This is a genomic window from Streptomyces sp. URMC 124, assembly GCF_051386455.1.
Classification (GTDB): domain Bacteria; phylum Actinomycetota; class Actinomycetes; order Streptomycetales; family Streptomycetaceae; genus Streptomyces.
Genome location: NZ_JBPQTS010000121.1, coordinates 1 through 23,782, shown reverse-complemented (window position 1 = coordinate 23,782; position 23,782 = coordinate 1). Strand labels below are relative to the sequence as shown.

Here is a 23,782-nt window from a genome sequence, read left to right as displayed (position 1 = left end):
CCCCAGAGCCCTCGCTTCTCGCCCCAGACCTCTCGCCCCTCGCCCCACCCACAGCCTCAAGGCGGGCCACCACATGACGACCTCGATCGCAGCTGTTCACGGCGTCCTTGCCGCCTACCGCCACACCCAGCAGGCCATCACCGACACCATTGCCGGACTCTGCCTGCGCCCGGGGGACGACCGCCGCGTCCTGGACCGCCTCCACGCCCGTACGACCGTCCGCACCCGCCACACGGTCCTGCCTTTGGAGCAGTACGCCCGACTGGACGACTTCAGCGCCACCAACGACGTCTTCATCCGTGCCGCCACCGACCTGGGCGCCCAGGCGATACGCGGCGCCCTGCGCGCGGCGGGGCTCCGGCCCACCGACATCGACACGCTGCTGTTCACCTCCGTCACCGGGATCGCCACCCCCTCGATCGACGCCCGGCTCGTCACCCGGCTCGGTCTGCGTGAGGACGTCAAACGGCTGCCGGTCTTCGGGCTCGGCTGTGTCGCGGGCGCCGCCGGAATCGCCCGCTTGCACGACTACCTGCGCGGGTGGCCCGACCACGTCGCCGTGCTGCTCTCTGTCGAACTGTGCTCCCTCACGTTCCAGCGCGACGATCCCTCGACGGCCAACCTCGTCGCTACGGGGCTGTTCGGCGACGGCGCCGCCGCCGTCGTCGCCTGCGGCTCCCGACACCGCCGCCCCCGCCCGTCCGCACCGGTGGTGGTGGCCACCCGCAGCCGCCTCTATCCCGACACCGAACGCGCCATGGGCTGGGAGATCGGCGCCTCCGGCTTCCGGGTGGTCCTCGATCCGGCGGTCCCGGACGTCGTCCGCCGCCACCTCGCCGACGACGTCCACAACTTCCTCGGCGAACACGGCCTCAAGCCCAAGGACATCGCCGCCTGGGTGTGCCATCCCGGCGGCCCGAAAATCCTCCAAGCCGTCACCGACTCGCTCGACCTCGCCGAGGAGGCGCTCACACTCACCCGGCGCCACCTCGAAGACGTCGGCAATTTGTCCTCCTCTTCGGTACTCCACGTCCTGCGCGACACCCTCGCCGAACGCCGGCCGCCCCCCGGCTCCCCAGGACTCCTTCTGGCCATGGGCCCCGGCTTCTGCTCCGAACTCGTCCTCCTGCGCTGGTAGGCAACGACACATGACCTGGTACACCGCTCTCGTCCTCGCCGTCGTGGCCGAACGCCTCGCCGAACTGCTTCTTGCACGCCGCAACGCCCGCTGGAGCCGCGCCCGCGGCGCTACCCCGGCCGACGGCCGCCATTACCCGCTGATGGTCACCCTGCACGCCGGGCTCCTAGCAGCCTGCCTGCTGGAAACCTCCCTGGCCGGCAGGCCGTTCCCACCCGTCCTCGGCTGGGTCATGCTGGGTGTCCTCGCAGCAGCTCAGGCGCTGCGCTGGTGGTGCGTCCACGCACTGGGCCGGCAATGGAACACCCGGGTCATCGTCGTCCCCGGCCTCCCCCTCGTGACCAGCGGCCCCTACCGGTGGCTGCGTCACCCCAACTACGTGGCCGTGGCGGCCGAAGGTCTGGCGCTGCCCCTGGTCCACGGGGCATGGGTGACCGCACTCGCCTTCACCGTCCTCAACACCTGGCTACTGACCGTGCGCATCCGCTGCGAGGAGGCCGCCCTGACCGCCGCGGCCCCTGGCGCCCCGGCTGCCGCCCCCTCTGCCCCCGTCGCTCCACGCCCGTGATCGACGTCCTGGTGGCGGGCGGCGGGCCGGCCGGACTCGCCGCCGCGATCCACGCGGCCCTCGCCGGCCTGGAAGCCGTAGTGCTCGAACCCCGCCAGGTCCCCGTGGACAAGGCCTGCGGGGAAGGCATCATGCCCACCGGCGTCGCGGAGCTTCGCTCCCTCGGCATCGAAGTGCCCGGACACGCGCTGCGCGGCATCCGGTACGTCGACGGCTTGTGCAGCTCCGAGGCACGGTTCTCCCACCGGCACGGGCTCGGTGTACGGCGCACCACCTTGCACGCCGCCTTGCACCGGCGGGCGAGCGACCTCGGGGTGAGGTTCGTGCCGGACCGGGCCGGCACGGTCGACCAGGGCTCCGACAGCGTGAGCACCTCGGGCCTGACAGCCCGATGGCTGATTGCCGCGGACGGCCTGCACTCACCCCTGCGCCGTGGCCTGGGCCTGGAACTGCCCGCCACCGGCCTGGCCCGCTACGGCCTGCGCCGTCACTACCGCACCCCGCCCTGGACGGACTTCGTGGAAGTCCACTGGTCGCCGCACGGCGAGGCCTACGTCACCCCCGTCGCGGAGGACCTGGTCGGCGTGGCCGTGCTGAGCCACGAACGCGGCGGCTACGAAAGTCACCTGAGTGCCTTCCCCGCCCTGACGCCTCTGCTGAGCGGACCCACCGACAGTACGGTCCGCGGTGCCGGGCCCCTGCGACAGCGAGTACGGCGCAGAGTGGCCGGACGCGTCCTGCTCGTCGGGGACGCCGCGGGCTACGTGGACGCGCTGACCGGCGAAGGCATCGCCCTCGCCCTGGCCACCGCCCGCACCGCCGTCCACTGCCTGGCCACCGACCGACCGCACGCCTACGAAGCGGCCTGGGCCCGCCAGACCAGACGCCACAGGCTACTCACCGAAGCCCTGCTGCGTGCCCGCCGACACCCCACCACCGCCCGCCTGATCGTCCCGATGGCCCGCCGCCTGCCGCGAGTCTTCACCGCCGCTGTCCACGCCCTGCAGTAACCGCGCCCCCGGAAAACTTTCGCGGACAATGCTCCATCAGCTATGCCCTCTGCCTCCTGCCGTGCGCTCACCAGCCTGGCACGAAGCGGGAGTGCCCTTAGCTCCGCCGCCCTGTCCGGCGGAGTCGGAGCGCCTGGCCGGAGCGGCCCACGAGGATGACAACAAGGAGGCGGCCCGGGAAAGCGGGGGGGCACATACCTGTGCGGCCTTACCCCAGCTGACGCCCTTCGGAACAGAGAGAGGCGCGGCGAGTTCGATGGCTCAGGTCATGGGGTTGTTCGTGGCCAACGTGGCCAACGTGGCCGATGACCGCGGTCGCGTCGCGCAGGGAAGGGTCCGTCGCCAGGGAGACCGAGCGGGCCGGCCTGGAAACACCATTGTGTTCCCTCTTTCAGGGGAAACGGGTATGGGATTTCTTTGATGCGTATGTCTTTCGGTAACGGCTTGTGATGCGACGTCCCCATGTCACCGGCCCGTGAAAGGGAGCCTCCCGTGCCCGTGCCCACCGTGATCGACCACAAGGCCCGCACCTACAGCCTCGCGCACGCCTACTGGCTGGCCCAGGCAGCCGACCTCTCCTACAAGGACGAGGCCACCATCGAGAAGCAGGCGCGGAACTGGGGCTTCGAACGGGTACGGCACCACAGGACGCGGTTCACACCGCCCTTCCCGCTGGAGGACACCCAGGCCTTCACGATGGCCAGCGACGACATGATCATCACGGCCTTCCGGGGCACTGAACCCCAGCAGATCCGCGACTGGCTCTCCGACGCGACAACCCCGCCCTGGCCGGGCCCCGCGAAGACGGGCTACGTCCATTACGGCTTCGGCCAGGCCCTCGAATCCATCTTCCCGGAGGTGAAGAAAACCCTCCACGAGTACCGGACGAACGGTCAGACCGTGTGGTTCACCGGTCACAGCCTGGGCGGCGCGCTGGCCATGCTCGCCGGCGCGCGGCTGTACCTGGAGGAACCGAAACTGCTGGCCGACGGCGTCTACACCTACGGCCAGCCGCGCACCTGCGACCGGTTGCTGGCCGCCGCGTGCAACAAGGGCTTCAAACAGCGCCTCTTCCGGTTCGTGAACAACAACGACATCGTGCCGCAGCTACCGCCCGAGCCGGCGTACACCCACGCGGAGACCTTGCGGTACATCGACTCCGCCGGAAAGGTCCACGACACCATGTCGCTCTTCGGCGGCCTAGCCGACCGGGCGAAGGGCCTCACGGCGGACGCATTCGCACCCGCGAGCGACGGCGTGCGCGATCACTCGATCCGCAAGTACGTCGCCGCGCTGGAGAAGAACCTGACCTGACCGCCGGTTCGCAGCGACAGTTCGACGGGGGAGCGCCTGCGGTGCGGGCGGCACGGCAGGCGCTCCCGAGTCGAGGGCGTCGTGGCCTGGCCGGTGACGTACGAGGTGCGGCGGGCCCAGAATCGGGCGTGCCGGGTCGGGGCCCCGGGCCCTCATCGGCGCGTCCGGGCCCGGGGCGGCGAACACCTGGACGGCCTCCGCGGCACCCGCAGCCAGCCAGTCCGGATACCGGTCGGGTTCCTCGGGCAGGTGCACTCCCGGCGCCTGCGATACGGAGACCACTCGGCTGTTGCGGGCCCGTCGCCTGGCATTCGATAACGAGCCCGGTGTTACCGCCCGCTCTTCGATCCAGGCGGCGGGCCTTCACCGGGCCCCGATACGGGTGGTCGGCCCCGGGCTGCAGGAGGGGGCGGTCGGCTGGGGGCGAACGGCTGACATGCCGATGGTCATGTCGTCACCGACATCGCCGCTGTCGGGCGACCAGGTGCGGATCACCATCACTGTCCGCGGCGTCGGCCTCGTCCGCCGGCCCGTGGCACTGACGGCAACTTCAAGGTGCTGGTGCGTTAAGAGGCCGACGGAGTGTCACCGCCGGTACATAGGTGGCCGAGCACTGCTCGCTGACCTATACGCTCGCACGGACCGACTTGGTCAATCATGCCCTGGACTGACGGTTCCGGCGGGCGCATGGGCCCGTGGAGCGGTGCAGGCCCCCACCAACCACTGCCTCAGTGGGGCACGCCCAGGTGACGACCGCGGCACGGTCATCACCGCCGACGTCCACATCGGCTCGCACGACCTGCCGGGCCGGTTCGACGTGGACATCAGCAACGCCCCTGAGGGGTACGGCACCTGGCGCCGGGTCACTAGCACCTCCACCCGTATGAACACCGGTTGCTCGGTGGACGCGACACCGTCACGACCACGGTGCCTACCGCCGAGCTCAACCTCTACCGCGCCGATCCCTACCCCCGGCCCTGGCCCTGGCCGGCCGGCACAGGCACCGGCCAGGCGAGTCGGCTGACGGCGCAGGCAGGACAGTCAGGGCGACGACGGCGCGGCTGATGCGTCTTCAGGTCGGGTCGCTACTCGCATTCCGCCCGATCGCGGGCACCCCGTACGTGACGGGTGCCTCCACCGCGCGTTCGGTCTTGGCCCAGTGTCTGCGCCGGGTGGTGATCTGCCACAACGCCCGCCAACCGGCCGCGAAAGCAAGGTAGACGCACACCATGACGACGGGAGACCAGCAGACGGCCTTCCAGACCGGCAGGTCGTCGGTACGGCGCCAGTAGAGCAACGCCGAAGCCAGAAAGGCGGTGAAGGACAGCGACTGCAGGACCAGGAGGTTCAGCCACACCGGGCCGGACACGAGGCGAGGCATTCCGCCGCCGCCCCCGCACAGCACGCGGAGGAGCACGTAGTGCTGGACGACCGAGGCGGGCAGGGTCACGAGGTACGGGCTGAGCAGATAGCCGGTGAGTTCAACGCGGCCCGGGAGGCCGACAGCGGGCCGCGCCCAGAGTTCCGGCAGGCGTCTGATGGCGCTCATGTGGCCGTGGTACCAGCGGGTGCGCTGACGCAGCAGGCGGCGTGGACTGGTCAGTCCCTGCTGCGAGACGAAGGCCGTGGTCGTGGAGGTGACCATCCAGCCCCGGGCGGCGAGGCTGATGCCCAGGTCGAGGTCTTCGGTCAGGGAGTCCGACCAGGGGCGCGGCCCGACGCTGTCGAGGGCGGAGAGCCGGCTGAACTGCCCGTTGCCGCCCATGCTCACCGTGCCGGTGGCGATCCGGCCGAACTGCGTCAGCGCGCTCAGGGCCCAGAACTCGAAATCCTGCAACCGCAGTGCCCAGCGATGTCTGCCGCGGATGCGCACCGCCAGCTGCACCCCGCCCACCGCCGGGTCCGCGAACCGCTCCGTCACCCGGCTTGCGGCGCCCGGCGTCATCCGGCCGTCGGCGTCCAGCACACATACCAGCACCCGGCCCGTATCCAAACGTTCCTTCCCGGCTTGCTTGCGAACCGTGCGCAGTCCGGCGTTGAGAGCGGCGCCCTTGCCCTGCCGGGCGTCGGGTAGCGTCCTGCGCACCAGGGCGACACGGTCGCCGCCAACGGCACGCACGATGCGGGCGGTCCCGTCGTTGCTGCCGTCGTCGACGACGACGATGCGCACGCCCGGCTGACCGTCGAGCAGGCAGCGCAGCGTATTGGCGATGACATGTTCTTCGTTCAGACAGGGAACGAGGACGAAGACGCTCCAGCCGGTGGGAAGAGCGACGGGCCGCTGCTGGTGCGCCGGACACAGCTGCCCGCGCAGGGAACCGTCGGTGCGGCGGGCGAGGACGATGCCCAGGGCGAGGAGCGAGATGTTGTAGACGCCCGTGAACACGGCGATGCAGACGGCGGCGTACTGGGCGATCTTGTCCAGTGCAGCCACGGAAGCCTCCTTGTGGGTGCCGCCCGGACTTTGGAGCGCGACCTCGCGAACGGCACCACTTTCGTCGCTCTTGCCCGATCTTTGGGCTACCCAGGTGAGATGCTGGATTCACCCAGGTAGGTCCCGCTTCGGGGGTTCACGGAAGCCACCGACGCACTCGGACACCACCCAGCGCACTCGGACACCACCCGGCGCACGATGCGCGCCACGGCACGACGGCCTTGCTGCGTATCCGATGACGCCACCAGCCGTACGAATGAACAAGCCAAAGGCCGGCTGAGCGCGGCACCCCGACCGAAACCGAGCAAGGGCTCTCCACCCGACCCCGGCTATAGGCGCCCGGTGGTCCCGGCCAGGCTGCTTGCCTTACCGAGGCACAGCGCGACGGCTCCCCGGGTGGTCGTTGCCGGTCTCCGCACGCCCTTGGCGGTGCACCGCCGGAACAGACTCGGCATGCGTATCGCAGAGGTCGTTGCAGTGCTGCCGAGCATGACCGAGTTGCCTCGGTTCCAGGCTGATCCCTCGTCTCGGGAGACCCCGGCGTGGAGTTCGGCACAAGGCGTGCGGAGCCTGCCGTCGACGCCTACTCCATCGACGGCCGGTTGTTCTGCGTCGGGGCTGACGCGGTCCGCGGATCCCAAGCGCCGCGCCGGGGCCAGCAATTGACCGCTTGTGTCCCCGGCCGGCCTGGAACGGTTCTTCTTGCGCGCCTCACGGGCGTGGGGTGCTCGAGGTGCCCTGCAGTCCGCGGGGGAAGCCGGAGTCGACGGGCTCGGTCTGGTAGCGCGGGTGCACGAGGCCGTCAGCGGCGTGGTGACCCGGCCGGTCATGGTGGGCAGGACCTGGGCCGACCGGTGACCGGCGACTGGGAAGGTGCGATCCCGGAGTGCGAAAGGGCGGGCCGCCTGTGGACCAACTCCCAGTAAATGGAATACTAGCTTCCGATTGGCCATCAAACACACGGGGGCGGCTGGCAACCTCCTCTCTAGGCGGTCCGCTTCTCGTGGCAAGCATCCGAGACAATGCAGGGGTCTGGCCTGCGGGATTCACGGCGCGTCGAAGCATCTCGGCCCGTAAGGCCGTCGCGGGGAATGCCGGAGCGGAAATTTGAGGCGAGGTCCTGCTCACCCTCGTCCGGCTGGGTCTGGCCGCACCGCGTCAGCTCCACCAGCTCTTGCTCCTGCACCAGGAGGGCACCGACTATGTCCGCCGCGTGCGCGCAACCTCTAGGCTGAGTCCCCGCTCTGCCGAGCCGTACGCACCCAGCCGCAGCAGAACTACTGGTGCTGCAAGCCGGGCTAGCTGAGGCTGCCGCCTACCGGCAACCGGCCGGGCCAGCGGCCGCCGTGCGGTGGCCAAGACCGGGTTGCGTGGGCACGCCTTCGCGCGGCCAACACCCTCATTGCCTTCCACTGATTCGGTGCCGCGGACGCGGGCTCGGGCGACTAGCAGCTCGAAGTCGCTCACCCCACACCTGGCGGTGCCCTGACACCCGACGCCGGGGTCCTGCTCGCCAACGGCCGCACCGCACGCGTAGAACTCGACCGCACCAGTCCTACGCCCGCCTGCTCGCCAAGCTCGAGGCGCCGGGGCGTGTTCCCGCACCGCAACGGCGGCCGAGCTCGCGCCAATGACGGAGGTGCGTAGGCGGGAGCGATCGACGGTGCTGTTGCCGGAGTTGTCCCGCCGAGCTGACGGGGCGGCGGGGTTGACGTTGCAGGATTGCGCGAAGTGCCGGAGGCGCCGGAGAGGTGTGCCCCGGCTGCGCCGCTCGACGCCTACCAACTGCTGGAACGGGCGGAGACTGCCGAGAGGATGGCGGCCCGGCTCGGGAGCTGTCACCGCGAGCTGTTCGTTGTCGAATCCCCTCGACGAGTCCCGCGGTTGTCTGTCGGGAGTTGTTGGGCAGCGGCGTCGGGTGTTCGCAGGGCCCAGATGCCCGCCGACTCGCTGCCCTCCGCCACGATCACGCAGCCCTCGGTGAAGTACGCAGCGGACACGGAGCAGTCTTCGCTCTCGATGAACACCGAGCCTGCCGAAGCGAACCATCAGCCCCTGCTGGCGCGTTATCCGGAGCGCCAGTGTCGGTGATTTCCGCCACAATTCAAACCGAATGGCGAATTGTTTCGCTAGCGAGTTCGAATCGTGAAGGACGGTACCCCTGGCCGATGTGGGCATAGGCAGCCGGCTATTTTGCCCAGAAGTTGCACGGGTGAAACATCGACACGTCAAGAGTCGCCGCGCTTAATTTCGGCGGTCGCTGAGTGTGTCATTTGTTGCCGTTGTGTATTTCGGTGATTGTCGAGCGTGCCATTTCGCCCCGAATTGCGATCTCACCCACCATGGCACCGCCGCCGCGTAGGGCGAGCAGATGAGCAGGTCAGGAGCCTTCTCCTCTCATGACGAGAGGCGTCTTCCTCTTTAAGCTCGTCGTGCTGAAGCCACGGTCCGATCCCACTGTAGGGATGGGCCCGCTCCCCTTAATAGGGCAAGTTCGAGTCCGACATGGAGGGTTGATGGAAAACCAGGACGAGCGGAGGTCTCTGCGTCGGCGGTGGGGAATCCCATTCCTCCGGCGGTGGGCTCAAGCCGCGGCCGCAGCAGTTTCTGCGGTCGCAAACCTAATGACGATCTACGACAGGTGGCCCCGATAGGGGCTTAGCCTATGTCTCAACTGCTCGGTGATCATGACCTTGTCTCGGTCTTGCCAGGCCAAGGTTGACAGAGGGCGGGCTGGTTGCCCGCTGTCTCATGAGACATGGAAATGGTAGAGGCCGACTGATGAAACGGCCCAGCGCGAGTGGCGGCCCCTGCCCGGTGGGGTCGGCTGAAGCCGTTCCTCCGTGAGTGGGTGTTCAAGTGAGGAGTTCGGTGAGCTGGGTCATCTCGGTGAGTGGGTCGGCTACTGGTTGGATGAGGAGTTCATCGACGCCTGCCTGTTCCAGGGTGGTGATGCGGGCGCGGAGGTCGTCGCGGGTGCCAATGAGGGCCATGCTGTTCATCAGTGAGGGCAGGACCAGGTCCCGGTCCTGTGGTGCGATGCGTCCGAGGTAGTTGGGGTAGAGCTTGGTGTACCGGTCCGGGGCGGTAGCGGTGGTGCCACGCCGGTCGAGGAGTTGCCGTGCCGCTTCGCGTTGGCCGGGGCTGAGTTGCCTGGCGAAGGCGGGTGTGTCGGCGGCGTAGTCCAGCAGTGACAGGACGAGGTGACCTGTGGCATCCCGGGCCGCGTCGCTGTCAAAGTCCTCGTTGCCGTGCAGCAGGTGGAGCGCGGTGACCACGTAGGAGTCCTTGTGGGAGCCGGGGCCGCGGAGCGCGCCGTGGGCGGCGTGGCGGCGGGCGTCGTGCAGCGCGTGCCAGGCGGTGGGGTCGAGCAGACCGAAGGAGATGAGGCCGGCGCCGCGTCGGCCGGCGACGGCGGCGGCTTTGGGCCCGAGCGCGGCCACGACGAACTCGATCGGATCGGTGGTGTTCACGTGCGCCCCGGTGTGGAGGAACCGGATGTCGCGGACCCGGTCTCCTTCCCGGTAACAGGTCGAGCGCCCGGCGCATAGATCCTGCAGCGCCGCGGTGAAGTTCTCCAGTTCAGTGGTCGTGGCCGGCTGCATGCCCAGGGTGCGCCGGGCGGTGTTCCCGGTGCCGACCCCGCAGATGATCCGGCCCGGTGCCAGAGCGTTGAGGCTGGCGAGAGCGCTCGCTGCGGCCGGGGCCGAGCGCAACGCCGGTGAGGTCACGCCGATACCGAGCCGGATGCGACGGGTGGCCTTCGCACACAGGCTCAAGGCGACGAAGGGGTCACCATGGACCATCGGGGTGTCGTTGACCCAGAAACTGCGCAAGCCCAGCTCCTCGGCCTGTACGGCCAGATCCTCCACACCCGGCTGCGCGGCGACCACGACACCTGCACGCATCAAACCTCCCAAGTACGAGGACCGGATCGAGCTTGCTCATGCTGGCAGGTCCCAGGGCCGAAGCCCATGGCCGTGACGCGGTTGGCGGAACCACCAGCCCGGCATGGAGGCGGCCTGCTTGCTGAGCGTCGGCTCCAGCTGGCCTCACCGGATGGGTGCAGCCGCTCGTGCCGGGGCTGCTTCGTAACGTCATTGATCTTCACGGATCGGGTCTGTTCGGGCCGTCACACGGGGGTCGATCGACCGGCGCCGAAGCCAGGGCGCTGACCACACCACGAGCTGGCGGTGGGGGCGCCGGTTGTAGGTGGAAGCGGCGTGAACTCGCGTGGCGTGCCGCGTCGGCGATGTCGCGCGCGCGGGACGGGCGGCAGGCCGACGGCGGGGAGCTCCACCGGTACACCCGCCTGGTCAGCGAGATCGTTGAGGCGGTGTTCCGGGGGCACGCCTGATCGAGAGGTAGGGCGCGTTCTCGAACGGTCGGAGAAGGGGGCGTGGGAGCCCACCGTGATCGGTGAGCGGCTGCGCGCAGCGTCCTCCCGGCGCTGCCGGCGGATCGTGTAGCCAGCCGGTCCGGGCGCCACCTGAGAGCGGCCAGAAGGCGAGCGCCCGCCAGAGCGCGGAACGGTCTGCCCCTCGCCGAGCACAGACGCCACAGGACGGCGCTCCAACGACCTCATCCTGCTGCGAGGCCCTTGCCGGGCCCTGCTTGCCTTGGTTCTGCGCTGCCCATCAGGCACGATGAAGGCGACGTCGAGTGGCGCCGATACACGGCTTGCGGAGGTCGTCTGCTGGACCAGCCCGGTGCCCGGCCGGTTCGACATACGGCACGGGCCCGTACTCCAGTCTCCGGACAAGCGGCTCGGCGGAGCGGAGTCCGCGTTCCTCCGGGTCTCAGCCAACGGGAAGGACCTGCCAGCGCCCGAATCAAGCAGCAGCTGCGGGACGAACCACCCATCGCCACGGCGAGCACCGATCCCCCGGGCGGCACCTGGCTCCTCGGCGCAGCCCTCTCAGCCGCCCACGGCAAGTGGGTGATCCTTCTCGGGGTACCGGGTGTGCTGATCCTCGCCCACATGGTGGTACTTGCCAACCTCGCGGCGTATCTCCGATTCAGCCGCACGGTAGCGCCATTGACCGTGCTCACCGGGAAACCGGAGCTCTACTACACAACAGCGGCCTGGGGGCTCTGAGGGTTTCGCATTCGAGGGCAAGCAGCGCCGAGACCTGTCCGGACCCGGTGGCAGGCGGCCGCGGCGCTTTTGCTGCGAACGTTGCCGTCCGCGTGAACGCCGGCTCAGCAGCGCATCACGCGTGGTCTGGAACGGCGGGAGCAACGACTGCAGGCGACGGATGAGGAGCGTCACCGGCTCCGCGCCGCGGCGTACGCGGCCGCCCGCGAGGTCCGGCGCCCGGCCGCGGCCCTCGACGCCGGGGCGGCAGAGCCCTACTGGCATCAGCCGACTTGGCGGAACCGGCCGCACTCTGAACTCGGCCGGCCCGGCACCCTGTACACCCGGAGCACGCTGCAACTGCTGGAGGCGGCCCGTGCGGCGGTCGCGGCCGCGGTCACCGCCGACCGTGCGGCCCTCGAGGGGCTGGGCCGAGATCGGCGCGGATACTGCAGCACGCCGCTACCGCGGCAGCCGGCGCTGACGCGACGCCAAGGAGTCCGTCACCCCCATCGCCGAGCACCCCGGCGTCGGCCGCCCCACCCTTTACCCGACCCTGGCCGCGTACGAGGAGGGCGCGGTCATGACGGGCCGGACGAGGTCTGTGCGACCTCGGCTTGGCCCGCCGGCCTGTGGGGCACCGCCGTCGGGTGTGCTTTGGCGAGGGTGCAGACGCCGTCCGCACACTGGCGTTTCAGGCGGCCGAGGGAGATGGTCTGCGCCATGCCGATCATCCAGCAGGTGGGGCAGCCGCGGAAGGCAATCAGAGCCAGCGGGGCCGCCAGCAGGGTGGCGGGGCCAGCGACGGGTACCAGAGCGATCGAGGCGATGATCAGGCCGAAGCCGATGGCGCCGCGAGCCAGATGGCGCGGTAGGGAGGTGCTGGCGAAGTTCATGTCGGGCGCGGCCGGCTGTGCGGCGGCCTGGGCCTTCGCGCTCAGTGCGGGTTCTATCGTGTTCGTGACGTTCAGGGTGTTCACGGTCGTGAGACTCCTCCGACTGGTTGGTCGACAGCTTGATCCCGCATCTGACCGGCGGCTTGACCCAGTGGCTGGTCTGTCGCTGCCAGAGAGTGACGCAGTGTTGCGCGTGCTCTGTGCAGCCGGGACTTCATCGCGGCGCTGCTCAGACCGAGCGAATGGGCGACGGTCTTGCCGGGCAGGCCCTGTACGTCCCGCATGATCAGGACCTGCCGCTGGTCACGGGGGAGGGCGCTGACTGCAGCCGCGATGCGCTCCGCCTCCAGCCTGTGCAGCACCGCGTCCTCGGCGGACGGTTCCGCAGCCGCCTCCGGTCCAGCTGTCGCCTCGTCGCTCTGCGAGACGAGCAGCCGGACTTGCCGCAGGCATTCGTTGCGCACGATCCGGAACATCCACGAGGCAAGCGCGCCAGTGGCCCGCAACGTGCCGATCTTCCGATAGAGGATGATCAGCGCCTCCTGCGCCGCGTCCTCCGCGTCCTGCGGTGAGGAACACAGGGATATGGCGAACCTGCGCACATGAGGCTGCGATTCCATGACAACGGTGGTAAGCGAAGTGACGTCGCCGTCCTGAGCGGCCTTGATCAGCCGCTCGTCCGGCCAAGTGAAGCGTTGGTTCATCGAAGACTCCTCCCCGGAAGCCGCTCTACAGGCAGGGTGGGTGCTGGTCAGCGTCGGCTCTTGTAGCGCCGCATCAGGTGCCAGCTGCACGCGCCCACGAGCAGGGCTCCGATCAATACGAGGCTGGTGACCATCATGGGTGGTTCCTTTCGGTTCTGCCGGTCCGTTCGTTCGGCCGGTACACAGACAAGAGGCAGGGAGATCCGAAAAGGATTCACATCCAGCCGAAGTCTCTTGCGAACCCCGCTCCCACAGCCACGGCACACGGGGCGCAAAGCCGACAAACGCGGTGCGCACCGCACCACGTTGTCGAACCGGCCGTTCAGCGGCACACCCGGGGCGGCTGGCGAATGCGGATGGGGCCCGAGCGTCCGGATGTCGGTCGGGCGAGGTGGTTAGGCGTCGCGTCCTGCAGTCGGCTGCCCTCACCGCCCGCTGGTTCTACTGCCTCGCGGTTCATGCCCGGGTGCCCGGGTGGGTCCCTGGCCAGGAATGATGCCTGCCTTCTGCGCGCATGACGCGGACCCACGCCTCGGCTGCCGGCCCCGGCGACCGTGTGTGCCGCCGGTGGGCGGCGGCGAGGCAGGGACGCATCGCCCAGGACCTGGAAGGCATGAGCGGCGTCGGCCGCGGTGGCGATGCCGCCCTCGGTGTGCTGGTGCCGGGACCGCGACTCCACGGCCAGGTCTTCCCTGTCGTCCAGGCTCTGTCTCACGGTCTGGCAGCCATGGGCGAGGACCAAGTGGACCTTCTCCGTGCAGGCGGAGCGGACGGAGGCCACCGTGCCGAGCGGCACAGCCAAGACGCGAACAGGCCCGCCCGCTCGGCGAGCTCCCGCTGCGCGGCCTCCAGCGGTGTCTCGCCCTCGTCAACCAAACCGCCAGGGAGGTCGGTCAGCGCGGCTGTGCAGGTCGCTGCCCGCCGTCGTGCGAGCCACCAGGAGCCAGCTCAGAGGCTCCGGCGCTGTTCGTAAACGGTCAGGGACAGGTCCTTCATGGCGGTAACCGCCTGCTCGGCATAGGTTCCCCGGTCGATGACTTCCAGGGCCGCGGCTGCCGAAAGCCGTACCGGGCGCGGCAGGGCGTCCAAGGCGGCCAGCTGGTAAGCCAGCGTACGGCGAGCCTTCCGCTCCTCCTCGGACACACTATGAGGCACGAGAGGAAAGACCGCGGCCCGGTACGTGGCGATGCTGACCATGACCGTGCCGGCGACCCCCTCTGCGTACCCGTTGACCGCCCCGCCGTCAGGCCGTCCGGCGAGAACATGCCATGACCTGCCGACGGGCAAGGCGCGAACCGATACCCGCCCCCAGGCCCGCCGCTCCAGCAGCCATAACAGCCGTCAGCCAGCCGCCAGGGACAGACCCACGCACAAGCCCCCCAGCATCGCGCAGACCACCAACACCAAGGTGATCAGTAGGTGGATGCGGGCAGCGAGCGGCACAGTCATCTCAGGAGTATGCGCACGGCACCCAGCCGACCCTCATGGAGCGAGGACAGCAGGAGCGCAGCGAAGACGGCTACGTCCTGCTGGTCGGGCGAACTGTGCACTGGGGCCACCGAGCGACAGGTCCGCGACGGCCGGCCCTTCAGCACCCCAGCCGACACTGGAGACCCATACCTCAACGAAGAGGCCCTGCCTATCCTGAGTACTACGCTCCAGAGCGCGTCGGCGCGCTCAGCAACGGCGTCGCCGCCGGGCAGTAGGGGCGGGACCTGGCGCGGGCTGCCACGGCATGTGACGGTTGCCGACACCATAGCCATCTGACCGGCGTCATCGAGCCCTGAAGGGACCCCGGATACCTTGCTGAGCACGCCCGGAGATGACGGGGTAGCGGCGCCGGGCCATGTGGCCGCGGTAGCGCCTGCGGTTCAGGTCAGGCTGGCTTGTGAATCGGTGTCGACATGGAGTCGGAGCGGCAGCTGGGGGCGAGACAGCCGACTGTCCGGCATGATCTTGGCGCGAGCGAGGGACGCGTATGCGAAAGCCAGCAGTGGCCCAGTGTTGGGGGACAGCGGTGTCCGATCGGCTTTGGTTACCGAGCTCAGAATGGCGTCGTGCTGGATGGCGTCGGTCACTGGTCTTTCATGGTCGGTGCGGACGTGGACAAGCTAGGGACCGACCGCCCGGCCGCTTGAGGACCGAGTCATGCCTCGCCACTCCCAGACCACGTTGAACCATCCACGTGTTGACCGGCAGTGAAGACCCCGGTGTGGTGTCCCCGAGCACGAGCGGTCTCATGGAAGTCGGCGCTCAATGCGTGTCGCAATCGGTCGGGGGCGCCTGGCCGGCGCCGCTCCTGACGCCCGCCAGGCCTAATCGATACGTCTGGGGGCGATGCCCAGGATGAGCTTTCCGGCGCTTCCTGGGCCCGGCCGAACGTCGCCCCGAGGCCTCGATCAGGTAGATCTCATTATCCTCATCAACGCCGAGGAAAAAATCTCCGGGTGGTTGCCGCTTGTCTCGCAGTCGTACGCCAACAGCGAGCTGGTGCACGTGGCCACCGGTGAGACCGCACACAAGAAGGGAGCCACCCCGCCACCATGAGCGACCCGCTGTCCTGTCCGGAGTTCTTCCACAACCCGTACCCCGTCTACGATGAACTGCGGTCCGCGGCGCCTGTGAGCCAAGTGAACACCGGTTCCAGCAGCCGACCCAGCTACCTCGTGACCGGCTACGCCGAGGCGAAAGCGGCATTCACGGACCCTCGACTGTCCAAGAACACCAAGCGGTTCTTCGGCGACCGTGCCTCCCACCGCAACCTTCACCCCGCGGTCGCGCACAACATGCTCGCCACCGACCCACCCCAGCACACACGGCTCCGCCACCTGGTGACCAAGGCATTCACCACCGGCGCCGTCGCCCGCCTGCGCCCGTACATCCAGCACACCGCCGACCGTCTCCTCGACGACCTCCCGGCGGACGGCGAAGTGGACCTCGTGGCCGCCCTGGCCATCCCGCTGCCGGTCACGGTGATCTGCCGGATACTCGGCGTACCCGAGTACGACCACGCACAGGTCCGCACGTGGTCCAACGACCTCTTCGCCGCCGGACAGCCCCAACGGATCGACGCCGCCTCCCACGCCGTAGCCGACTACATGGCCGACCTCATCGCAACCAAGCGCGCCGAACCGGACCACAGCCTCCTCAGCGAGCTCATTACCGTCCAGGACGAAGGAGACCAGCTCAGCGAGGACGAACTCGTCTCCCTCACTGTCCTCATACTCGTCGCCGGTCACGAAACCACGACGAACTTCCTCGGCAACGCCACCCTGGCGCTGCTCCGGCACCCCGGCCTTCTCGACCACGTACGCACCGACCCTGACCGGATCGGCAGTCTGCTGGACGAACTCCTGCGCTACGACTCACCGGTCGGGATCGCAACCTTCCGCTACAGCACCCAGGCGCTCACCCTCGGCGAGAGCGAGATCCCTGCCGGTGTCCCCGTGCTCATTTCGCCCGGAGCGGCCAACCGGGACCCCACCCAATATCCGGATCCGGACTGTCTCGACGCCGACCGCGACGCCAGAGGCCACCTGGCATTCGGTCACGGAAACCACCGTTGCCTGGGCGCGCCCCTGGCCCTGGCCGAGGCGGAGATTGCCCTCCGTGCGCTCTTGGCCCGATTTCCCGGCCTGCGCCTCGCCGTGGCGACCGGAGAGCTCAGATGGCGCCGCACGCGGCTCATGCGGGGCCTGGAGTCATTGCCGGTGCTCACGCAGTAGAAGAGCTACGCAGCCTGGGCTCCTGAACAGGTAAAGGAACGCGAGGGCATCGCCGATTCACCCACGCCGGGCTGTGCTCGCGCCTCTCCAGGCAGGACCCTCGCCGGGCAGGTGCTGTCTCTATTACTGACGGCGCTTGGACTTGTGGCGCGAAGGACGCTTGGGCTTCTGTGCCTTCGAGCCCCGCTGCGTGCCGCTGAGAGTGGGTGGCGTTGCGGTCTGGGCGAGGGAGCGTCGGAGGGGCCGGGTGAGGTCGTGCTTCAGCGCGCGTATCTGCTCCGGCACGTCGCTGAGGCGGGGGTGCTGGCTGCTGTTGGCCACCGCGAAGCAGGGCAAGTGGCTGCCCCGCGGAGGCAACGGCCACTGTACGAACAGGGGTGCGTTCAGCAGGTCGGGCAGCGCCGGTCCTCAAGCAGCAGAAAGTGACGTGGGGCGTCGGCATGGAGCCCGGACCGGACGCGGCCGGGCACGCGCTGAGCCAGTTCGCGAACCCCGGCATCCCCGGTAGCCGAATGACGGTGACAGCACCCTGAGTGAAGGGTGTCCGTGTCATCCGCTTCCTGTCTTGCTTGTCATGACTTCGAGCGTGGACGCCAGCGCGCCCACATGGGGGTGAGCATCTGTGCGGTCCGGGTTCCGGGCCGAGGGAGACCGCCCGCCAGCCACACCGCCTACTCGGCGAAGCGGTAGACGTTGATTCGCGCAGCTTGGACCCGAGGCGCTCGTACAGCCGATTCGCCGCTTCTCGTGGAGGTGGGAGGTAAGGCCGACCGTGCGTGCTCCGTCAGTGTGGGCGATCGCATGGCTTCCTGGTCCGACGTGGCCCCCACTCTTCCCCGCGCCGCCTAGACACCGCCCCGCGACCCCGACGTCCTCGATCTACGCCCTCAGCCCGGTGGGAATGGACACGCGCAGTCCCGCGGCCTCCTCGGGCTGCCGCTCGTTTCGTCATGACGTACTTCCTCGGCGGCCTCCGCAGAGCGGGGCCCGACCAGACGTGTGCCATCGCGATGCGGGTGTAGTCCGGCCTTCCCCCACGGTGTCCCGGACGGTCACCCGGGTGGCCGTTTCCATCGGGTCAGCGTCTTCGCGTCCGAGTCCGGCATCAGTGCTCCACGACGCCGATCAGGGCGTACTCCTCTTCGAGGAACGCCGCGGCCCCGGCACGGTCGGTCTTCTCCAGCCAAGAGTAGTCACTGGATCGGTAGTCGGGGAAGCGCATGACGTCGTCGGTGTCGACCCAGCGGTCGTTGTGGCCGGGGAAAAGCTCGTCACGCCATGCCCGTGCACCGCTCACTTCGCGGATGATGGCACAGGGGCGCTCCCCGGCTTCCCAGTCCGTGGAACTGGCCCAGTACAGCCAGTAGCCTCGGATCCATGATTCCCGGTCGGCTTCCAGCTCCCGTGCCCGCTCGCCGTCGATCTCCTGAAGCTCCAGTTCCTCAGGGTGTGTCGGCAACTTGCCCTCCCGGCGGATTGTGCCGATGGAGTAGAGAGCGTACTTGTAGGACTCGGGGAACCAGCCCCATTCCAGGGCAGAGAAGAACTCCCACTGGTCGCCTTCGCGCCGCCACAGTCCCGTGATCCCGCCTTCGCTGCCAATTGAGGCGTAGTAGCGGAAGGATCCTTCAAGCCGGGCGTCGTTCAATCCGCTGCGGCCGAGCTCCGTCGCTCCAGGCCGCCCCTTGAGCACCTTCAGTGTGGCATCGGCCTCGGCCACCGAAACCCGTTCCCACGTGCCGCTGGCCTCGTCCCCTTCAGAGAGGATCAATGTGATCATCCAGAACTTGTTCCCATTCGAGAACTCACACCGCGTCTCCTCGGGACTGCACCGCCGCCGGATGACACTCTGCGCAATACGCCGGCCATCCGGCCCGTCCTCGAATTCCACCCAGTACTCGGCCCACAGCTGCCGGTCGTCCTGCAGCTCCGCAGCCCGACGGGAATCCACCGCCCGCAAAGTGTCCCGCCTGGGCGGCGCACTCACCCGGCGCCGGTCACCAACCGGCCGCCAGGACCAGTCCGCCGTGGACCAGAACTGCCACACACCGCTGTCACGAACGCTCCGCCACAGCGCAGCGGGCCGCTCGGAGGTGTGACCGTCGCGGAGTTCGATGAAGTAGTCGTATGCGTCGGCAATCACGGCGCCACCCCCAGGGCCACAGTCGTTCCAGGCCCCGTGCAGCTACCTCACCATGGGCGCGTCAGGGGCCCACTACACCAGAGGGAAGCCGGTGCCTGGCAATGATCATATCGGTCTCGAACGGCTGTCCGCGAGACGTTCGTAGAGCTCGCCACGTCGGCCGCCGGAAGGGGCCGGAATCGGCCGACGGCTTGCGCAGCAGTGCCGGGGCGGAACTCCTGCTTCTGACAGCTGGCTCGGGGCCGTGCTGCGAGGGAACTGGTGCGGACCTCTATGTGTGAGACCCGCATGTGCGAGCGGTTCGAGGTGGTCGGCGGCAGGGCGGAGGTGCACATGTTGACCGGCCGGAGCCGCAGCGGGGCAGTTGGCCGATAGAGACGGTCTGGCTGTCGACGGTCACACAGTTCCCCATAAGTTGCGCCTTCGGTCTCACTCGACTTCCCCACCTACTGGACCTGATCCGGTGGCTGGCTCAGACGGCTATACGAGTAGGCATAGCGTTCGCACGTCCGTAGGTGAGCACCTGGGCGAGGACTTTACGGAACAGGACGACATCCTTGGCCGGTGCTTCGATGGGCCCCGACCTCGCCGTCGCTCAACCGTAGGTTCTCCAGTGCTTCGGGGGTGGAACGAGACGCGGAGGACGTTGCCCGTGAGAACGGCTCGCGTGCACAGTCATACGCGGTCCCCTGTCTCGCTGTGACCAGGCAGTGTGCGTCCATGCCAAGGGCGACCTCCTGATCATCTGGGTTTTCTTCGCCCGCCATGAACATCAAGATGAAGCCGCTTCCGTCCTCCCCTCGGCGAGAGCAGCTTCGGTGAAAAAGCGTCAGGGCTGATCTCGGTTGTGGCGGCACGCTAGGGTGTCGACGTTCCACCCCAAAACGACGGTGCCCACTACGCGGACTCCGGCATCTCTCTGGTTGGTTGCCTGGGAAGATCACTTCATGTTGCGAACCATGAAGATCACCGCTGAGGCGGCCGTGTCCCCTCGTGGTGAACCGTCCCACCACCGGCCCACGACAACATAATCCCGCCTCATGCAGCAGTCCACTGCTCGAAGCCGACGGCTGTCCAAGAGCCGAGTCCGTCACGGCAGCCCCTCCTGCGCAGACTACGGCTGCAGCCGCGAAGAGTGCCGATAGGCCGCCCGCAGAGCCAGGGCACGCCGGGAAACCGATCGCGCCACCGGCCAAGGCGCCCGGGTCGATGCAGCACCTGCCGCGGCTCATGCGCTGCGCCTGCGCCTGCGCCTGCGCCAGGCCAGCATGTCCGCCGGGGATACCGCCGAGCGAGTCGGACTCTCGGTCATCTCGTTCCGCAGGCTCCTGGAGCCGGCACGCACCCCGGCCAGAGTCCACCGCACGCCACCGACGCCGTCCTCGGCCTGCCTGTCCCCTCTGGGGCACGAGCACCGTGCCGACCGGGCCTGACGTCGGCAGATGATGCGGCGCAGCGGCTGCAGGACCTGGCTGAGCGGGGCTGGCCCGCCACCTATCTGGTCCGGCAGCTCGGCATCAGCACCTTCATCATCGCCGAGATCCGCAACCGCCGACGCCTGGACCTGCAGCTGGAACAGACGATCCGATTGCTGCACCAGCACCTGAAGGGAACCACACCGGCCCGACGGGGCCCCGGGGACTCCCCACGCGCACGACGGGCTGCCGCCCACACCGACACACTCTCCAGGAGAGCGGGAATGTCACGGCCTGACGGTGACGGAGGCAGCGATTCAGTTGCTGCGCCGCTGTCCGCCGACGGTGAGGGAGATGCTTAAACCTCAGCGTCGGCCCCGTCGGGCCGTATGAGAGGCGGGGGAGTCCAGTCCAACCCCTCCTGCTCCAACATAGCCAAGATCCATTCTCTACCGGCGGGGCCCGCTACGCTCCAAGTCCACTGCATTGGGCGCTTGCCCTTACGCCACGGCGGCCACCGACGAGCCGGCCGGACCCCGCCGGCAATGGTGTGCACGAGATCGGCAAGCCACGCGATGCAGGCGACGTAGTCATCGTCCGGCCAGCTCTTCAGAGTCTCGCGGCGCCTGGCCATGCGACGGATTTCAAGAACTGCCAGATGGGTCAGGCAGGCGGCTGCCATCTGATCGTCAACGCGTCGTCTGCTTTTCAATTGTGCCCACTGCCCTTGTCTGCACGTACTGATCGTTTCGGATTGCGGTGCGTAGTCGCCTCGATGCCTCCGTCAGCAGGTGTCCCCGAGGTAGCCGATCCGCTTCAAGACTGCCGCGCCTGACCCGTCAGCGGGACCGCCGACGGGTCAGGATCGGGCCAGGATCGACCGGTGGAAATCCCTTCCAGACCTACTGCACGAGCCTGCCCCTGGGCGTTCCGGCTGCGCCGTCAGCCGACCCGCCGAGCCAGCACCTGCCCCGGCCAGGCCTCGGATACGAAACGATCAGTGGCGACGAATCCGTTGCGCTCATAGAACGCGACCAGTTCGCCCCCGCCGCCCGCCCAGCAATCGACTCGCAGCAGTTCCACGCCGGCCCGCCGGGTCTCATCGACGGCATGGGTCAGCAGTGCCACCCCTATGCCCCGGCCGGCGTACTGTCGGTCGGAGACCAGCAGCCGGATGTATCGCTCGGCCCCCTCGGCCGGTGCGATCGGCATCTGAGGGCTGGGCCCGGAGTCCATGACCAGGGCTCCGACAGGTGTTCTGTCCAACTCGGCGATATATGGAGTGTTCTCTGCCATGTAGCGCTCGACCCGCTCCGGCCCGCCGGGCTTTTGCGAATAGGGTGTCGTACCCCACTGCTGGGTGTTGCCGCGATCGTTCATCCAGGCCACCGCGGAGTCGAGCATGCCCAGCACGGCTGGTACGTCGGCCAGGTTGCCCGGTCTGATCCGTATGCCACGTGTGGTGTCGTTCACGAGGGAAGCCTACTGATCGTTTGAGAAATGATTTCGGTTGAGGGCCTTGATGGTTGGTGTTGTGTCGGCAGGCTCTGGGTCTCTGCTGCTTTCGCGCCTGAAGGTCTGTGAAACGGCAGTTCTGCTGCCGCCTCCCCGTCCGGCCTCGGCAGAATCGGTATTTTGTTGGTCTGCTGGTCGGTGACCGCGCCACTCTGTGGTGCCGACCACGACCGGTGCTGCCAAGGTGATCGCCTGGTGCTGCCGGACCTCGACGGCAAGCTGTCGGGCGACTCGATCCGCGTGCCGGTGCCGGTGGGCTCGATCGTCGAACTCAACACGGTCGTCGCCCGTGACGTGACGCGCGACGACGTGCTGGCGGCGTACCGCGTCGCAGCGGAGGGCCCGCTTGCCGGCATCCTGGAGTACTCGGACGACCCGCTCGTGTCGTCCGACATCACGGGCAACCCCGCCTCGTCGATCTTCGACTCGGACCTCACCCGCGTCGACGGCTGCCACGTCAAGGTGGTCGCGTGGTACGCCAACGAGTGGGGCTCTCGAACCGCGTGATCGACCCGCTCGCCCTCCTCACCATCCGCTGACCGGATGTCCGGAGCAGTACCCCGCCCCCAGCGACCGCTCGGCCCAGCACCTGCCTTGAACGCTCCGGCCGGCCAGCCGGGGCGACCGGAGCGCTTCAAGGAAGAGAAGCGGCCCCGTCGACCGCCGGAAGGGGCGGGATCCTCACGACCTAAAGGGCACTCATCAAGCGTCGCTCCGCGATGACCTACAGCCAGCCATGACAGGCTCGACGGCCCTCGAATCCCGCCTGACGCACCCGACAGAGCCGCGACCTGGCTGAGCCCCGCAGGCAAGCGCGGGCGATGAGCGGGGCTTGGGGACTTGAGACACGTTCGACCGTCGTGCGTTTACGGTACTGCTCTTCGTCGAAGTCGGGTTGGCGTCCGCCGCGTGTGCCCTTTTGCACAGCCGGAGGTTGCGGCGGTCAGCCTTCTCCGAGCTCCCGGTGCGACGATCACAGAGAGAGGGCGGCAACAGCCGCTCGCGCCCAGGGTGGATCTTAATTGTGAGGCCGCCGAGCGAGCGGGCCCCGCCCTCACGTCCCGAAGCACCTCTGCCGGGCGAGCAAAGAGTCCCTGACGCCACATCACCCCTGATGTTTTGTCAGTACGTCTCCCTTGCGGAGGAGCTGGGCAGGGAACGGAAGTCAAGGGCCGCCCGTCCTCAGGCGGAGTCGCGCCAGACGTCCATGATGAGGACGACGGACGCGTCGCGGTGGTCAGATACCGACAAGTTCTTGATGGTGATCAGGGCGGCGAATCCTTCCTGGTTGCGCACGCAGAGCTGCGATCCCGCCATGAGCGTGTCCGTGTTGAGGATAGTGGTGAAGACGTTTCTCTTTCGGCAGGCTGCGTGCGATCCCCGCTCGCCGGCATCCAGCTGCGCGAGCTGGGCGTGATTGGCGCCGAGCTTGCAGCCTTCGAACTCCACGCAGGCAAAGTAGAGGTCATCCTCGGGACCTTCGCGCGGCGTGAGCGCTACATCGTTCAGCTCCAGGTATTGACCGGAGGCCAGAGTCACTGTCCTCTGCCCTGCCTGCGGCGTGCTCGTCGCGCCGGCGGAGGCCGTGCCACCGCCCGTGTCGCTGGCGCCGTTCGTCAGGACGTAACCCGCCACCGCAACGGAGGTCAGGACGAGCGCGCCGAGGGCCGCGAACAGTGCAGTGCGCGCGATGCCTTTCCGCCGCGGCGGCGGGGCCGGCCGGGATACCGATGTGGCAGGTCGGGATACCGGTGGGGCGTACGAGGGCACCGGCGAGGTGTACGAGGACCGGGATGTCGGCGTGGCAGGCGGGGATGACGGTGGAGTGTCTGTCTCTTATACA

General features: G+C 68.5%; 13 protein-coding genes and 2 pseudogenes. 6 read left to right on the top strand and 9 right to left on the bottom strand.

Going from position 1 to position 23,782, the window contains the following annotated elements:
• Window positions 1-73: 73 nt before the first annotated feature.
• The 4 genes from ACSNOG_RS23205 to ACSNOG_RS23190 all read left to right on the top strand — a co-directional run bounded on the left by ACSNOG_RS23205 (window position 74) and on the right by ACSNOG_RS23190 (window position 4,030).
• A complete protein-coding gene (locus ACSNOG_RS23205; protein ID WP_436754630.1) occupies window positions 74-1,138 on the top strand; it encodes a type III polyketide synthase in 1,065 nt (354 codons plus the stop codon).
• A 10-nt stretch (window positions 1,139-1,148) separates the two neighbouring features.
• Window positions 1,149-1,706 (top strand): isoprenylcysteine carboxyl methyltransferase family protein, encoded by a 558-nt coding sequence (locus tag ACSNOG_RS23200; RefSeq protein ID WP_436754629.1) that lies wholly within the window; start codon window positions 1,149-1,151, stop codon window positions 1,704-1,706.
• Window positions 1,703-2,716: an NAD(P)/FAD-dependent oxidoreductase gene (locus tag ACSNOG_RS23195; protein WP_436754628.1), complete on the top strand. Its 1,014-nt coding sequence runs from the start codon at window positions 1,703-1,705 to the stop codon at window positions 2,714-2,716. The genes ACSNOG_RS23200 and ACSNOG_RS23195 overlap by 4 nt, the downstream gene beginning before the upstream one ends.
• 492 nt (window positions 2,717-3,208) lie before the next feature.
• Window positions 3,209-4,030, top strand: a complete 822-nt coding sequence (locus ACSNOG_RS23190) for a lipase family protein (RefSeq protein WP_436754627.1) — start codon at window positions 3,209-3,211, stop codon at window positions 4,028-4,030.
• Window positions 4,031-5,102: 1,072 nt separating this feature from the next.
• Here the strand turns inward: ACSNOG_RS23190 and ACSNOG_RS23185 are convergent.
• From ACSNOG_RS23185 to ACSNOG_RS23160, 6 genes and pseudogenes are all read right to left on the bottom strand, one after another.
• On the bottom strand, window positions 5,103-6,464 hold the full coding sequence (locus ACSNOG_RS23185) for a glycosyltransferase (protein WP_436754626.1): 1,362 nt from the start codon (window positions 6,462-6,464) through the stop codon (window positions 5,103-5,105).
• A gap of 2,855 nt (window positions 6,465-9,319) precedes the next feature.
• Entirely contained in the window at window positions 9,320-10,372 is a 1,053-nt protein-coding gene (locus tag ACSNOG_RS23180) for an LLM class flavin-dependent oxidoreductase (protein ID WP_436754625.1), read from the bottom strand.
• 1,750 nt (window positions 10,373-12,122) lie between these two features.
• A complete protein-coding gene (locus tag ACSNOG_RS23175) occupies window positions 12,123-12,521 on the bottom strand; it encodes a hypothetical protein (protein WP_436754624.1) in 399 nt (132 codons plus the stop codon).
• A complete protein-coding gene (locus ACSNOG_RS23170) occupies window positions 12,518-13,141 on the bottom strand; it encodes an RNA polymerase sigma factor (protein WP_436754623.1) in 624 nt (207 codons plus the stop codon). Before ACSNOG_RS23170 ends, ACSNOG_RS23175 begins: the two co-directional genes overlap by 4 nt.
• A gap of 711 nt (window positions 13,142-13,852) precedes the next feature.
• A pseudogene (locus ACSNOG_RS23165) lies at window positions 13,853-14,065 on the bottom strand (NUDIX hydrolase); the annotation flags it as partial.
• A gap of 24 nt (window positions 14,066-14,089) precedes the next feature.
• The gene (locus tag ACSNOG_RS23160; protein WP_436754622.1) at window positions 14,090-14,284 is read right to left on the bottom strand and encodes a hypothetical protein; all 195 of its coding nucleotides are present in this window, start codon (window positions 14,282-14,284) and stop codon (window positions 14,090-14,092) included.
• Window positions 14,285-15,684: 1,400 nt separating this feature from the next.
• On the opposite strand from ACSNOG_RS23160, the gene ACSNOG_RS23155 reads away from it, so the two are divergent.
• A complete protein-coding gene (locus tag ACSNOG_RS23155) occupies window positions 15,685-16,866 on the top strand; it encodes a cytochrome P450 family protein (protein WP_436754621.1) in 1,182 nt (393 codons plus the stop codon).
• 1,105 nt (window positions 16,867-17,971) lie between these two features.
• Here the strand turns inward: ACSNOG_RS23155 and ACSNOG_RS23150 are convergent.
• Together ACSNOG_RS23150 and ACSNOG_RS23145 are read right to left on the bottom strand one after the other, a co-directional pair.
• Window positions 17,972-19,009, bottom strand: coding sequence for a hypothetical protein (locus tag ACSNOG_RS23150; RefSeq protein WP_436754620.1), 1,038 nt, complete (start codon window positions 19,007-19,009; stop codon window positions 17,972-17,974).
• A gap of 2,357 nt (window positions 19,010-21,366) precedes the next feature.
• Window positions 21,367-21,897, bottom strand: coding sequence for a GNAT family N-acetyltransferase (locus tag ACSNOG_RS23145; RefSeq protein ID WP_436754619.1), 531 nt, complete (start codon window positions 21,895-21,897; stop codon window positions 21,367-21,369).
• A 193-nt stretch (window positions 21,898-22,090) separates the two neighbouring features.
• Between ACSNOG_RS23145 and ACSNOG_RS23140 the strand changes: the two are divergent.
• Window positions 22,091-22,478, top strand: a pseudogene (locus ACSNOG_RS23140) (type I glyceraldehyde-3-phosphate dehydrogenase); the annotation flags it as partial.
• A 643-nt stretch (window positions 22,479-23,121) separates the two neighbouring features.
• Here ACSNOG_RS23140 and ACSNOG_RS23135 read toward each other — a convergent pair.
• Window positions 23,122-23,709: a hypothetical protein gene (locus tag ACSNOG_RS23135; RefSeq protein WP_436754618.1), complete on the bottom strand. Its 588-nt coding sequence runs from the start codon at window positions 23,707-23,709 to the stop codon at window positions 23,122-23,124.
• Window positions 23,710-23,782 lie beyond the last annotated feature (73 nt).

Coding starts and splice junctions, on each gene's coding strand:
- ACSNOG_RS23155 (WP_436754621.1), top strand. CDS start 15,685: ATGAGCGACCCGCTGTCCTGTCCGGAGTTCTTCCACAACCCGTACCCC.
- ACSNOG_RS23180 (WP_436754625.1), bottom strand. CDS start 10,372: ATGCGTGCAGGTGTCGTGGTCGCCGCGCAGCCGGGTGTGGAGGATCTG.
- ACSNOG_RS23170 (WP_436754623.1), bottom strand. CDS start 13,141: ATGAACCAACGCTTCACTTGGCCGGACGAGCGGCTGATCAAGGCCGCT.
- ACSNOG_RS23200 (WP_436754629.1), top strand. CDS start 1,149: ATGACCTGGTACACCGCTCTCGTCCTCGCCGTCGTGGCCGAACGCCTC.
- ACSNOG_RS23205 (WP_436754630.1), top strand. CDS start 74: ATGACGACCTCGATCGCAGCTGTTCACGGCGTCCTTGCCGCCTACCGC.